Origin of the sequence: Undibacterium sp. Di26W (genome assembly GCF_049340265.1) — a bacterium.
Lineage (GTDB): Bacteria > Pseudomonadota > Gammaproteobacteria > Burkholderiales > Burkholderiaceae_D > Undibacterium.
Map to the genome: position 1 here is coordinate 13,287 of NZ_JBMPOR010000031.1, position 14,203 is coordinate 27,489.

At 53.9% G+C, this 14,203-nt stretch carries 13 protein-coding genes; all 13 read right to left on the reverse strand.

What is annotated here, in order from left to right; genetic code table 11:
* Positions 1-9: 9 nt before the first annotated feature.
* Positions 10-879 carry a peptide chain release factor N(5)-glutamine methyltransferase gene (prmC, locus tag ACO0LM_RS25970; RefSeq protein WP_423041400.1) on the reverse strand — a complete coding sequence of 290 codons (870 nt, stop codon included), beginning with the start codon at positions 877-879 and terminating at the stop codon, positions 10-12.
* Positions 879-1,385, reverse strand: coding sequence for a disulfide bond formation protein B (locus tag ACO0LM_RS25975; RefSeq protein ID WP_423041402.1), 507 nt, complete (start codon positions 1,383-1,385; stop codon positions 879-881). Before ACO0LM_RS25975 ends, prmC begins: the two co-directional genes overlap by 1 nt.
* A gap of 195 nt (positions 1,386-1,580) precedes the next feature.
* The gene (gene prfA, locus ACO0LM_RS25980; protein WP_423041403.1) at positions 1,581-2,666 is read right to left on the reverse strand and encodes a peptide chain release factor 1; all 1,086 of its coding nucleotides are present in this window, start codon (positions 2,664-2,666) and stop codon (positions 1,581-1,583) included.
* Positions 2,667-2,766: 100 nt separating this feature from the next.
* On the reverse strand, positions 2,767-4,053 hold the full coding sequence (hemA, locus tag ACO0LM_RS25985; protein ID WP_423041405.1) for a glutamyl-tRNA reductase: 1,287 nt from the start codon (positions 4,051-4,053) through the stop codon (positions 2,767-2,769).
* A 176-nt stretch (positions 4,054-4,229) separates the two neighbouring features.
* On the reverse strand, positions 4,230-6,629 hold the full coding sequence (locus tag ACO0LM_RS25990; RefSeq protein ID WP_423041407.1) for a CHASE2 domain-containing protein: 2,400 nt from the start codon (positions 6,627-6,629) through the stop codon (positions 4,230-4,232).
* A gap of 30 nt (positions 6,630-6,659) precedes the next feature.
* Positions 6,660-8,378 carry a FecR domain-containing protein gene (locus ACO0LM_RS25995; protein WP_423041409.1) on the reverse strand — a complete coding sequence of 573 codons (1,719 nt, stop codon included), beginning with the start codon at positions 8,376-8,378 and terminating at the stop codon, positions 6,660-6,662.
* Positions 8,379-8,433: 55 nt separating this feature from the next.
* Positions 8,434-9,126, reverse strand: a complete 693-nt coding sequence (locus ACO0LM_RS26000) for a response regulator transcription factor (protein WP_186950807.1) — start codon at positions 9,124-9,126, stop codon at positions 8,434-8,436.
* A 267-nt stretch (positions 9,127-9,393) separates the two neighbouring features.
* Complete coding sequence (minE, locus tag ACO0LM_RS26005; protein WP_422990206.1) at positions 9,394-9,657, reverse strand: cell division topological specificity factor MinE; 264 nt, start codon at positions 9,655-9,657, stop codon at positions 9,394-9,396.
* Positions 9,658-9,659: 2 nt separating this feature from the next.
* On the reverse strand, positions 9,660-10,475 hold the full coding sequence (gene minD, locus ACO0LM_RS26010) for a septum site-determining protein MinD (protein ID WP_423041411.1): 816 nt from the start codon (positions 10,473-10,475) through the stop codon (positions 9,660-9,662).
* 57 nt (positions 10,476-10,532) lie between these two features.
* Positions 10,533-11,312 carry a septum site-determining protein MinC gene (gene minC / locus ACO0LM_RS26015; protein ID WP_423041413.1) on the reverse strand — a complete coding sequence of 260 codons (780 nt, stop codon included), beginning with the start codon at positions 11,310-11,312 and terminating at the stop codon, positions 10,533-10,535.
* Between the two features lie 248 nt (positions 11,313-11,560).
* Positions 11,561-12,295: an ABC transporter ATP-binding protein gene (locus ACO0LM_RS26020; RefSeq protein ID WP_423041415.1), complete on the reverse strand. Its 735-nt coding sequence runs from the start codon at positions 12,293-12,295 to the stop codon at positions 11,561-11,563.
* Between the two features lies 1 nt (position 12,296).
* Positions 12,297-13,145 (reverse strand): ABC transporter permease, encoded by an 849-nt coding sequence (locus tag ACO0LM_RS26025; RefSeq protein ID WP_423041417.1) that lies wholly within the window; start codon positions 13,143-13,145, stop codon positions 12,297-12,299.
* A 43-nt stretch (positions 13,146-13,188) separates the two neighbouring features.
* Entirely contained in the window at positions 13,189-14,175 is a 987-nt protein-coding gene (locus tag ACO0LM_RS26030; protein WP_423041419.1) for an aliphatic sulfonate ABC transporter substrate-binding protein, read from the reverse strand.
* Positions 14,176-14,203 lie beyond the last annotated feature (28 nt).

Below are 14,203 nucleotides of genomic sequence, written 5' to 3' on the forward strand. Positions count from 1 at the left end.
AATGGCGCTTCATGCGCCATTTTTTATGTCTGCTTTCGCTTGTTTGAGAGGTAGCCTGCCGCCCGATACCCGCTCAATTTCTGCCAGGTCTTGCCAGCTTTGCACCTGTTCAAAACCTGCCTGCAGCAGCATGGCACGTACTGCTGTTGCTTGGTCATAACCGTGTTCCAGCAAGATCCAGCCGTTTGCTTGCAGATGCAGGTGTGCTGCACCGATCAACTGGCGGTAGGCAGTCAGGCCATCGGCATGATCTGTCAATGCATCTGCTGGCTCAAAGCGCAGGTCACCTTGTTGCAGATGACTATCGCCAGCGACGATGTAGGGTGGGTTGCTGACGATGGTGTGAAATTGTCTGTTCGGTACAGCCGCATACCAGTCACTTTGCAATAATTCCAACTTGCCTGGCGCTAGATGACGGTGGGCATTTTCTTGCGCCACAGCCAGTGCTGCTGCGCTGATATCCAATGCGGTGACTGTCAGGTCTGGTCTTTGATGGGCGACGCTGACGGCAATCGCACCAGACCCGGTACCCAGATCCAGCAGGCTGGAATTGACGGGCGCGTGCTGGATGGCCAGTTCCACCAGCAGTTCTGTATCCGGCCGCGGGATCAGCACATCGGGTGTGACGTGAAAGCGCAGGCCAAAAAATTCCCGCTCCTGCACGATGTAAGCGACCGGTTCGCCATCCAGGCGACGCTGGAATAAATTGCTGATCTGCGTCAGATGCTCATCGCTCAATACCTGGTCTGATTGCGTGATCAGTTGTGTGCGCAATAAATCCAGGCCATGCATGAGCAGGACGCGGGTATCAATACGGTCCAGCGGGCTGGCTTGTTCGCAGGCGGCAATCGTCATGCCGGGGTAAAGCCAGTCCAGCATTAGCGTGAAGGGCCAAACATGCCGCGCTGGGTCTTTTGATTGCGGATCAGGACGTACAGTATGGCAACGATAAAGATGCCGAAAAAGATCGCTGCCCATGCCGGCAACGACAGGCCCAGGGTCGGTGGGTAAGGCGTTTCACATAATCCATCCGCCCTGAACATGGCAGGCCAGACCTGTGCCATGAGCATCTTGTTCAGGCCGGTTTCCAGCGGGTCTATACCGCAGGACATGGATGGGGTGGACATGATCCAGACATGCTTGCCAGCGGCAGCCAGGCCGACCATGGAAGAGATCAGTGCCATACCGGTTGCCAGACGGTGTCCGGCACCTTGAAGCCCGACAGCCACGATGCAAAAGACGGCGACCAGGGCAAAGGCATAACGCTGGAAAATGCAATACGGGCAAGGTAGCATTTTTTCAACGATTTGCAGATACAGGGCTGCGCCCAGCAAGGCGATACAAATGACGGCAATCGACAGTAGGATTTTTTTCGACAGATTCATGGTGTGCGCAATGAAAGAATGGGTGTTGGATGCAGGCTATGGATTTTAGTTTGGCATCCCTGATGCAAAGCACCCAAATTGATTGGTGCCTTGCCTGGCTGCTAGCGAGTATCTGACAGTTTCAGGCCCTATGGCAATAAAAAAAGTGAAGGGCCAGGTAATAAACTGTAAATACTGGCTGATTGGCAGCGCAGATCAAATACCGTCTTCCCCCAACTCTGCCAGCAATTCTGCCTGGTGTTCTGCCACCAGTGCATTGGTCAGTTCGGTCAGGTCGCCATCCATGATGAAGTCCAGTTTGTACAGGGTCAGGTTGATACGGTGATCCGTCATGCGCCCCTGCGGGTAGTTGTAAGTGCGTATGCGCTCGCTGCGGTCGCCGGAACCGATCAGGCTTTTGCGGGTTGCTGCTTCCTTGGCCTGTTTCTCGCGCAACTGGCCATCCATGATGCGGGTAGCCAGCACACGCATGGCTTGTGCCTTGTTCTGATGCTGGCTGCGGCCATCCTGGCATTCGACCACGATGCCGGTAGGAAGATGCGTCAGGCGCACGGCAGAATCGGTTTTGTTGATATGCTGCCCGCCGGCACCGCTGGCGCGGAAGGTGTCGATACGCAAATCGGCATTGTTGATGATCACGTCGGCCAGTTCGTCGGCTTCCGGCATGACAGCGACAGTACAGGCTGAGGTATGGATGCGGCCCTGGGTTTCGGTGGCAGGCACACGTTGCACACGGTGACCACCCGATTCAAATTTCAGTTTGGAATACACGCCCAAACCAGCCAGTCGCACAATCACCTCTTTGTAACCACCCAGTTCAGAAGCCGATTCCGACATGATTTCGGTTTGCCAGCGGTTACGTTCGGCAAAGCGCATATACATGCGCAGCAAGTCACCGGCAAACAGGGCGGCTTCGTCACCACCTGTGCCAGCGCGGATTTCCATCAGGATATTGCGTTCGTCATTCGGGTCTTTTGGCAGCAGCATTTTTTGCAGATCACTTTCCAGTGTCTGCATGGTGCTTTTTGCGACCTCGATTTCATCCTGGGCGAAAGCTTTCATGTCAGGGTCGTTGAGCATCTCTTGCGCTTCGGCGGTATCTGCTTGCGCCTGCTTGTAATTGCTGTACAGGGCGACCAGGGGATCCAGTTCGGCATGCTCGCGATTGAGCTTGCGATAGGCATCCATATCATTGGTGGCCCCTTCCTGCATCAGCAGGTGGCTGACTTCATCCAGGCGTTCTGCCAGTTGATCCAGCTTGGTAAGCATTGATGGTTTCATACGGTGACTTTAATCGACAATTGACAGAGATGGGGCAGGGCCCGTAAAGGAGTGGGCGGTGCGCGCAACAATGCGGCACGCCAGACAGCGCAGGCAGTCGCTAACGCTTGGTGCGGAACAGTTGTGGCAGCAAAGCAGCGAGGCGGGCACGTTCGTCGCCGCTGGCCTGGTGCAGGGCCTGTTGCGGGCCATGCAGGAATTTGGCAGTGATGCCTTTTGACAGGGCTTCCAGTACGGTATCGATATCTTCACCACGGGCCAGCATCTTGCGCGCACGTTCCAGTTCCAGCAGGCGCAATTGCTCGCTGCTTTCGTGCAGGTCTTGTATCACGGGGACAACGGCGCGACCATCGATCCAGTGCATGAAAGACTGGACGCGGGTTTCGATAATGGCTTCGGCTTGCGCAACGGCAGCCTGGCGATTTTCCAGCCCGGATTGCACCACGGTGCCAAGATCATCGACGGTATACAAAAAAACGTCATCCAGTTTGGCCACTTCGGCTTCGATGTCACGTGGTACGGCGAGGTCAACCATGAAGATAGGGCGATGCTTGCGCGCCTTGACTACACGCTCGACCAGGCCCAGCCCGATAATCGGCAATGACGAGGCAGTGCAGGATACGATGATGTCGAATTGTGCCAGTTGCTGCGGCAAGTCAGCCAGACGTATGGCTTTGCCATTGAAGCGATGGGCCAGGGTTTCGCCGCGTTCCAGCGTGCGGTTGGCAATCGTCAGGGATTTTGGGTTTTGTGCCGCAAAATGGGTGGCGCACAGTTCTATCATTTCGCCAGCACCGATAAACAGCACATGCTGGTCGGCTATCTTGTCGAAAATACGCTGGGACAAACGCACGGCAGCCGCCGCCATGGACACACTGTGGGCACCAATTTCTGTGGTGCTGCGGACTTCCTTGGCGACCGCGAAGGTACGCTGGAACATCTGGTGCAGATAGGTACCCAGGCCACCGGCGGCTTCTGCCTGGCGGACCGCATCTTTCATCTGCCCCAGGATTTGCGGTTCGCCCAGGACCATGGAATCCAGGCCGGATGCGACGCGGAAAGCATGTCTTACCGCATTGTCTTGCGGCAGGGTATACAAATGGGGACGTAAATCTGCATACGGCAGGCGATGAAAGTCTGCCAGAAAGTGGGCCGCAGCGTCGACAGGATTGGCAGCGCTGCTGGCAGCATACAGTTCGGTACGGTTACAGGTGGATAAAATCGCTGCTTCATTACCATGCACCAGCTTGCCGCCATTGTCATGCCGGGCAAACCAGCCACGTGCAGCCACCACCGCCTGGGTAACTTGCTCAGGAGAGAAGGCGACCTTTTCGCGCAAGGACAGCGGCGCGGTCGTGTGGTTGAGGCCAACGGCAGACAGTTGCATGCAATAAGCTGAGGGAGGATATAAGCCTCCATTATAGCGCGTCGGCAGGGCATTTTCCCGGGCAGGGCTATTTGATGTGCATCAAGGACGCTAACAACAGTTAAATTATGTTATTTTTACAACACTATGCTTATTGTTGAATTTGCCATGTTATGTCAGTAAGGCAGATTTTGCTTTCAATCCAGATCGGCCGGGATTCTGATATGAAACGTCGTGCCTTCATTTGGTGTGCTGGTGAAATCTATGTGGGCCTGATGACGGTTAAGTACCGCCTTGACGAAGACCATGCCCAGACCCACGCCATCGTTTTTAGGCTGGTCATTGGTTTTGAAGCGCTGGAAGCGCTGGAACAGCTTGTTCTGGTCGGCCCGGGTAATGCCATAACCCTGGTCCGCGATGGAGCAAATAATGGTGGCGTCTGCCAGATGCTGTTCACTGGTCAGCGAGCAGGTGATGGTGGTATCCCTGGGACTGTACTTGATAGCATTCGATAATAAATTGGTCAGGACCCGGGTCATCAGTGAGCGATCTACCAGTACCGGGAATTCTTCTTCCTGTATCTGGGTAGTGATGCGGATATTCTTGTTTTTGGCCAAAGACCACATTTCTTCGGTGGCTACCAGCAGGATGTCCTGGAAATCCGCTTCTTCATAGCGGTAGTTCTGGGATTCTGCACGCGCCAGTTGGACGAAATTGTCAGCCAGTCCCAGCGTCGAGCGTGAGGCCTTTTCTATCCTGGACATAAATTCTTCAGTCGGCAGGGCGGTCGCACTGTCTTTTTGCAATTCCAGCAAGGCCAGGATAGATGCCTGTGGCGCACGCATGTCATGCGAGATAAAGTGCAGGGTTTCGTCACGGCTGCGTTCTGCTGCCCGTACGCTGGTGATATCGATCAGGCTGACGATCCATCCTACCAACTGTTTGTCACCGTTGTAACAGGGCGCGCTCTTGATCAGCATATCCTTGTCCTGCGGGTCACGCACTTCTATGCCTTGCGACATGGCCTTGGTGTGCTGGATATCAAGGATGTTCCACCAGCTAAAATTGCTTTCTTGCGCATGCTCGGGCGGTGCCATCTTGGCAAACAGGTAAGGCACCAGTGCATCGTTCACCTTGGCCATGCCTATGCTGGCAAAATAATCGATGGCTGGCTGGTTGGATAGCAGCACATTGCCATCGGTGGTGGTGACCAGGGTGGCATCTGGCAGGCTGACCAGGCTGTCACTGACGAACTGACGCAAATCCCTGACCCTGTCCAGCGCTTCGCGCATGGCGTTGATGCTTTGTTCCAGGGTATCGGTCAGTGCACGTGCCGGCTGGACTTCATCCTGATCGACAAATTCTGGCAGCAAATGCGGTTCCTGATCCAGCACCCGGAATTCTTCGCCCAGAAAGCGGATTGCCGCTTCCAGCCGGCGCCAGCTCCATAGTGGGTAGGCAATGATCAGGGCCAGCAGGGTGGCGGTGGGTGCTACCCAGTAACCCAGGTAGCGCAGCGCCAGCCAGCTGCCTGCCATGGCCAAAGTAGCGATGGCTGCCGTTGCCAGCAAGGCTTTTCTGGGCGACAGTAACTGATAGGCCGACATCGCCAGACCCACCGCCAGCAGGTTGAACATCAGACTATAGAGCAGAGGGGCTGGCACGATACTGCGCTTATCCAGCAAGGCGGCGAGGACATTGGCGTTGATCTCCACCCCCGAAATCATGCCCTCATTACCAGACACCGGGGTCGGGAACGAATCGGCCATGGCGCTGGCGGTCGGGCCTACCAGTACATACTTGTTCTTGAAAAAGGCTGGTAGCACTTCACCCCTGAGTACCGCCACATACGGTACCGTCCGGAAATGTCCGCTGCTACCGGCAAAGGGGATATGCATCTGGTAATCACGCTGCCAGGTGCCAGGCTCAGGCGGGGTGTTGCGCAGCGAGGCGGCGAGCCTGTTGCCAGGCAGGTTGGTTTCGGTACCGGGGGTGATGTTCTTGCCCAGATCCGCCAGTGCCAGGGCAAAATGCGGCCACCATTCACCGTTCATGCCTTCGCGCAGGAAGATGCTGCGTACCACCCCATCCTTATCCAGTTCCAGGTTGATATGGGCCAACTGGCGGGCGGCGCTGGCCAATATGGGTATGGGACGCACGGTCATCAGACCCTTGCCGGCGTTTTCTGAAATCAGCGGCAATACCACTTTATCACTTTGGGTGATGGCATTCGCAAACGCCTGGTCACCATTGACAGTCTGCTCTTGATTATTGTCTTCGGCTTCGGTAAACACAAAATCCATACCTATGGCCAATGGCTGGGCGGCATCAATTTTCTTGATCAGTTCTGCATGGCGTGATCTGGACCAGGGCCATTTACCCAATTCGCTCAGGCTGTAACTGTCTATACCGACGATGATGATGTCGTCCCGGGCTGGCCGGGTATTGATCTGCATCAGCCTGTCGTACAACACCAGGTCGGCGCGTTCCAGTGTCTTGTAAAACAGCAGACCCGCAGTCAGCAACAGCATCAGCACACTGAGAACCAGCCATTCTCTGAGGGCGATGCGTTCTACCTTGAATTGGCCGTTTGTCATATGCCGCTATCTGTGGGCTGCAACAAGGAATTAAAAATTCGTCCCAACCGCCGCCCCACCGCTATTGATGGGCGAACCATCACCGCTGGTCCAGCGCTGCTGTATGGTGATCTTCTGGGTTGCCGAGAAGGCGCTGACATACCCATCCGGATCGGTTGAACGGACCCGGATGAAATAGGTGCCAGCCTGTGGGCGATCAATTTTCAGCTCTGCCTGGTCAAGTTCGCGGGACAGGAATAGCTTGGAGAACTGGGCATCCGTGCTGATCTGTATCAGGAACTTCTGCCCAGGCTCAGATGCCCAGTTGAACGATAACTGGTTGCCATTACCTTCACTCGGCGGTGCCAGGCTGGTGACAGGCAAGACCGCAAACTTTTGTACGTCGCTGAAAGGCCCATGATCAGCTTTGCCATCTTTTTGCGTGATGGTGGCGATGCGCCAATAGTAATTGCCGTCGGCTGGCCGGTCGCTGCTGAACTGTACTTCCTTGATCTCATTTTTTTCGATCAGCAGGTTTTTGAATTCGGCATCTTTGGCAACCTGCAGATGATAGGCAACGGCACCACTGGCTTCTGTCCAGGCAAAGTCCAGGCGCTCGGCTCTGACTTTATTCTTCGGCTGCACAGTGAAAGGCGGCTCAGGCCGGGCTTTCAGCGTCACTGCCTTGACCAGCGGGAAACCTTCCAGACCGGCTTTGTCGATTGCCGTGATACGCACAAAATAATTGGCGTCCGCGAAGCCGTCAAACTTGAAACGGTTGTCCTTGAAGCGATTTTCTGCCAATACATTCAGAATTTCGGCATCTTTGGCAATCTGTACACGGTAGCCAGTTGCATCGGGATTTGTCTCTACCTGGAATTGCAGGGTAGGGCGTTCCTGCAACACATACAGTTCGCTCATCACAGGGGCGGGCAACAGATCGACAGCCTTGCCGACACCGCTGCTGCTGATGATGTTGCCTTTACCGGCAGTCAGCAATAATTCATCCGGTTTCTTGCCTGTCGTGCCCGTGGTATTGGCAACCGCAACGCCACCGGACAAGACTTCATTGGCAATGCCGTCTTCATTCACACCAACGCGGAAATTGGTGCCGCGCACACCCGCCACCGCCAGATTGGTGCGGACTTCAAAGCGCCCTTTGTTACTGACCAGGGAAGTCACACGCGATTCAAGCTTGCCTTGCAATAAATTAACTTCGGTACGTGGGCTGCCGGTGTATTTGGTCTTGCGTAATTTGGTCAGACTGATCTGGCTGTTTGAGGGAATGGAAAGACGCGATTCATCAATCAGTGACAAAGTCAGAAAGCCATTTTTGTCGGTGGTGATTTGTGTGCCTTCCTTGATGACTGTGCCCAGGGCCAGGTTGCCGCTACTGCCATCTTTGGCTTTGTAGCTGGGGATGCCAGTCATGGCGATGACTTTTGCTTCACTGTCTTCCTCTGGCAGCAGTTCCAGCGGGATCAGGATAGCGGTACCTATAGGTATGGTTCTGTCGTTGTCAATCTTGTTGCGTTTGCCGAGGATAGTCCAGTTTCTGGTTTTATCGGTATAGCGCTTGGCAATGGCAGACAGGGTATCGCCCTGTACTGCAAAATAGGTCATGTCTGGTGGCGTGCTGATAAAACTGCCTGGTTCGCCGCCGGCTCCTGTTGTCTGGGCTGCCATGGATAACATGGGGAAGACCAGGACCAGACTGAAAGCGAAACATACGGATATTTGTCGCACGAGTAGGGGGCGGGTTAGTCTCATGCGGACTCCTCGTTGGGTGATGCATTCCGGGCCGGCGTGTAACTGGCCCGGAGGTTTATTCTGGTGTCATTTGTTCCAGGCGATAACCGTAGCTGTAGACCGGTGCCAGGCGATAGCCGTTTTCAGGACGCAATTCCAGCTTGCTGCGTACCCGGGAAATATGGGTATCCATCGTACGTGAGGGGATATCGACATCGCGCGACCATACTGCTTCCAGTATGTAAGCACGAGAAAGTGGGCGACCAAGATTGCGGAACAATAACAGGGCCAGGTCGAATTCTTTTTGCGTCATTTCTACGGGGACATCATTGACGCTGACACGGCCTGCACGGGTTTCAAACTTGTAGATGCCAAATTGCAAATGTTCTGATGTCGTCTGGGTAGGGTAGGCGCGGCGCAATAGTGCCTGTACCCGTGCCACCATTTCACTGCGGCGTATGGGTTTGATCATGTAATCGTCGGCACCCGCAGCCAGACCGGCGACGATATCGTCTTCGCCGGAGCGGCTGGTCATGAACAGTACCGGCAGGGTAGGCGAAAGTTTCTCTCGCACCCAATGCAAAATCTCGGTTCCACTCAGGTCTGGTACCTGCCAGTCCAGGATCAGCATGTCGTAACTTTCACGACGCAACTGATGCAGCATCTCTTTCCCACTCAGGAATGGATGGGTTGTGTGCCCCGCAGCATTTAAAATGGTGCAGACCAGTTCGAGCAAATTATTGTCGTCGTCAAGTACAGCGATTCTCATGGAGTGTTACCGTTGATGGCCGGCAAATAAAGTGGAATATCTTCCATTATATCGAAAGCAAGTGAAAAAATAAGTAATTGTGAAGAAATGTGAATATTTCACTATTACAGGTGTTGGGTCTGCACTAAATTAGGCCGTTTTCCCCGGAGTTTTCATGCCGGGGAGAAATAAATTGGCTATACAAATAGGTGCAGGCGCAGGGCAAGGCCAGCTCAAGACCAGCTTACCCCCCCGTGTTGCAGGGGGATAAAGCCAAATGCCCGACATTTAACTACGTAATTCCAGCTCTGGTAACACCACGTTGACGTCCAGCACTTCCAGATTGCCCTGTTTGTCCAGGGATACCTTGATGTCTTCTGGTTTGACCTTGGTGTATTTCGAAATCACAGCGATCAATTCTTCCCGCAAAGCAGGCAAGAAATCATAGCCATCGCGGCCTGTGCGTTCGCGTGCAATGATGATTTGCAGGCGTTCTTTCGCTACATTGGCCGTTTTGGGCTTGGTATTAAATAAAAAAGAAAGCAGAGCCATATTTATTTGCCTCCGAAAATGCGTTGCAGCAGGCCCGGTTTTTCATAATTGATGAAACGTAAAGGGACGTCCGTGCCTAAAAAGCGCGAAACCACGTCTTCATAAGCATCTGAAACATCACTTCCCTTCATATGAATGGCAGGATTACCTTGATTAGACGCGTGCAGGACGGCTTCGGATTCAGGAATAACACCAATCAGGGGGATACGCAAGATTTCTTGCACATCGGTATGGGACAGCATTTCGCCTGCTTCCACCCGTTTTGGTGAATAACGGGTGATCAGCAGGTGTTCCTTGACTGGTTCGCCGCCTGCCTGTGCACGTTTGGATTTAGCCTGAATGATGCCCAGGATACGGTCAGAATCTCTGACCGAAGAGACTTCAGGATTGGTCACCACGATGGCTTCATCGGCAAAGGTCAGTGCCATGACAGCACCGCGCTCGATACCGGCCGGCGAATCGCAGACGATAAATTCAAAATCCATCTTGATCAGTTCATTCAGCACGCGTTCTACACCTTCTTCCGTCAGCGCATCCTTGTCACGGGTTTGCGACGCGGGCAGGATGAACAGGTTATCGCAGTGTTTGTCCTTGATCAGGGCCTGGTTCAGCGTTGCTTCGCCACTGATGACATTCACCAGATCATACACAACCCGACGCTCACAACCCATGATCAGGTCAAGATTACGCAGGCCGACGTCAAAATCCAGCACTGCCGTTTTATGACCACGCATGGCCAGGCCAGAAGCAAAACTCGCGCTGGAGGTAGTTTTGCCCACGCCGCCCTTGCCGGATGTTACAACGATGATTCTTGCCACAAAAAACTCCTTTAATCTATCCGAAAATACTCAAAATTGAGGCTGATTTCCCGCAGATTAGCCTGCTGATTTCACTGATGATACTTCAATACTGTCCCCACTCAGCTTAACTTGCGCCGGGTGGTGTGCCTGCAAGGGAGGGAAACCATTTTCAAAAGTACGGTAAATGCCGGCAATGGAAACCAGTTCCGGTTCCATCGTCAGGGCAAAAATCCTGGCTTCGGTATTACCGGTGGCACCCGCCAGGGCACGCCCGCGCAAGGACGCATAGATGTGGATGCTGCCATCGGCAATCACTTCGGCACCGTTGTTGACTGAAGCAGTGATAATCAGGTCGGCACCGCGTGCATAGATGCGCTGCCCGGCCCTGACCGGGGTATCAATCACCATGGCTGGCATATTGCGGATGATGACTTGCGGCTCGGCGACAACTGGGGCTGCTTCTGGCACCACTTGCACCACTGGCACCGGTGCCTGACTCTGCGCCTGGCTGGCCTGTATTTCTGGTTCTGCCCTTGGCTTGCTGACGACATCAATGCTCAAACCATGGGCGCGAATGGTGGCATGATCTTCTTCACGCGCATGCCTGACGGCGACCGGGTTCAGGCCATGTGTCTTGAACAGGGGGATCAGCGCATTCCAGTCCAGCTCCTGGTCGGTGATGGCTTCGACATCGATAACGGCAAATTCATCATCAAAAAAATCGGGGGAACCCGCAGTCATTTCCTTCAATGCCGCTTCGACGGCAGGGAAGGACGATTCATTGAGTAGAATTGCAACAGCAACAACAGTAGAAATCTTGATCTCAATTGGCTTGCGCGTCGTACTGTTTTGCATAAAGTCCATGAAAAAGTGAATACAGCTGTCAATGCATTAAGCCATGTATTGTTGCCTGAAAGTATTAATATGTATTCATGACATCATTCACATGCAGGAACGAACAGCAAATTCGTTCGTAAAAGACTAATCCTACCAATTGATGGGCAGGATTGCAAAAATATGCACTTTTTCTTTGCAAAGCAGCAAAATACTTTTGCCGGATCGTATTTGTGTTATTGCTATTTTATTGCTGCAGGCAATGTTTTTTAGAATACATGCGCTGCATGCAAGCTATCCAGAATAGCTACTTTCAATTGTGATGTGGCCGTTTCCGCACGGTTGCGTGGCCTTTGCAGCACTACCTCAAATTCCTGGTGCAGGCTTGCCGTAGCCTGGTCCATCAACACGATGCGGTCGCTCAGATACAGGGCTTCATCGATGTCATGGGTAACCAGCAAGATGGTCAGGCCATGCTCCTGGGCGATATTGATCAGCAAATCCTGCAATTTCATGCGGGTAAACGCATCCACGGCAGAAAAAGGCTCATCCAGCAGCAATAGTTTGGGGCTGGAAAATAATCCACGGGCGATTGCCACGCGTTGTGCCTGACCACCTGATAACTGCTTGGGCAAGGCATGTTCATAACCATGCATGCCCACTTCAGCCAATAGTCGGGCGACGCTGGCGCGCGCCCGGTCAACGTCGCTGGCGTTAAAGGCAATATTTTGTTCTACCGTCAGCCACGGGAACAAGCGTGGCTCCTGAAAGATAAAGCCGATATCCGGGTTGACGCCTGTGCTGCGCTTGCCTGCCAGTTCCACATAGCCATCGTGACTGGTATCGAGACCTGCAATGATGGATAGCAGCGTACTCTTGCCGCAACCACTGGCACCGATCAGGCTGACAATGTCACCCTGCCGGACACCAAGCTGAAGATTTTTCAGTACGGTGCGGGTACCATAGCTTTTCTTGTCAATGCGCACTTTCAATAGCGGCTGCATCTTATTTCCCCGGCTGATAGGTATCGCGCCAGGCCAGCAGATGCGATTCCAGCCTTTGCATCAGCCAGTCGCTGCATTTGCCCAGCACGGCGAGGATGGCGATGGCTGCCAGTACGATGTCGGCCCGGCTGGTTTCGCGGCCATCCGTCAACAGGTAGCCCAGACCCTGACTGGCGGCAATCAGTTCTGCCGCCACCATAAACATCCAGGCCAGGCTAAGTCCATTGCGCAAGCCGGTGATAATGGCTGGCAAGGCTGCTGGCAACAGTATGCGTCTGATCATGGCGACGGTTGACAAGTGATATAGCTTGCCTACTTCTATCAGACGCCGGTCTACCCCGCGTATGCCCGCAACCACACCCATGTACACCGGGAAAAACGCGCCTATTCCTATCAACACCAGTTTGGGCGCTTCATCAATCCCCAGCCACAGCAAGAGCAGGGGCACCCATGCCAGCGAGGGAATGGCACGCAAGGCCTGAAAGCTGGGATCAAGCAGCGCCTCCATACGTGCACTTAAACCAACCAGTGAGCCAGTCACTACCGCCAGACCGGCACCGGCGACAAAACCTATAGCCACCCGTAGCGTACTGACGCCTATGTGCGTAAGCAAACCTTGTTGCCCCAGATGGACGATGGTCGTGAAAATCTCGCTGGGGGCAGGCAATAGATTGGCAGCAATCCATCCATGACTGACACTGACTTCGGCCAGCACTATCAAAGCAAACGGTAGTATCAGGCCCAACAAAAAACCTAGCGTGGCCGATGTGGCCGGCGTGACGGCTCGTGGCCTGCTGGTAGTTGTATCAGCAGGTGTATCCGCAATGAGAGTGACGCTGGGCGATGGCATGATTAAATTGCGAGTGTGTTGGTGTGTTGGTGTGTTGGTGTATTTAGGCCAAGATCAGATTTTGGGCAAAGCGCGTATCAATCAGATCGCGTATGGTACGGCTCAGATCAACCCCCGGCTTCACCAGGCCTTCATCCTGCAAGATCGGTGCAGCCACCTGCAAAGCCTGTATATGTTCAGCCGATGGCAGGGCATGGCTGAAATCGCTGCGCAATTTGATTTGCAGCAAGGCGACCGGTAAGCTGACTTTGGCTTCTTCAGATAAAATTTTTGCTGCATCGGAAGGATTGTTGCGTACCCAGGCGCGCGCTCTTTCGTAAGCGCGCAGCACACGGCTCACTTCTGCGCCGTGATTGTTCAGGAAGTCTTCGCGTACGTTCAAAAAGCCATAGGTATTAAAGGCGACATTCCGATAAATCAGGCGTGAATTGGCTTCCAGTTCACTGGCGGCCATGTGAGGGTCGAGGCCAGCCCAGGCATCCACCTTGCCTTGTTCCAGTGCAGCGCGACCATCGGCATGTTGCAGGCTGACGTGTTCAATGTCGGCACGTTTCAGGCCTGCGGTTTTCAGGGCACGCAGTAAAAACAGATACGGATCGGTGCCCTTGGTGGCCGCGACTTTTTTTCCTTTCAAATCTGCCAGGCTGCGGATTGCAGAATCCTTGCGTACTACCAGTGCCGTCCATTCAGGACGTGAAAAAATATACGGCGTCTTGATAGGGTTGCCATTGGCCTTGGCCAGCAAGGCCGCCAGCCCGGCAGTCGAGCCTATGTCCAGGCTGTTTGCATTCAAGTATTCGAGGGCGCGGTTACTGCCAGCGCTCAGTACCCATTTGATATTCGTGCCATCAGCCTTGAATTCTTCTTCCAGCCAGCCAAAGCGGCGCAATACCAGGCTGGTGGGGGAATAGTAGGCATAGTCCAGTCGTAATTCCTTGAGTGTGGATGTGGCATGGGCAAGAGATGGCAGGGCCGTGATGCCGGCGGTTGCCGCAACAGATGTCAGTTGTAAGAAATGGCGACGTTTCATGGTTTTCCTCGAAGATCGTGTTGTGTTT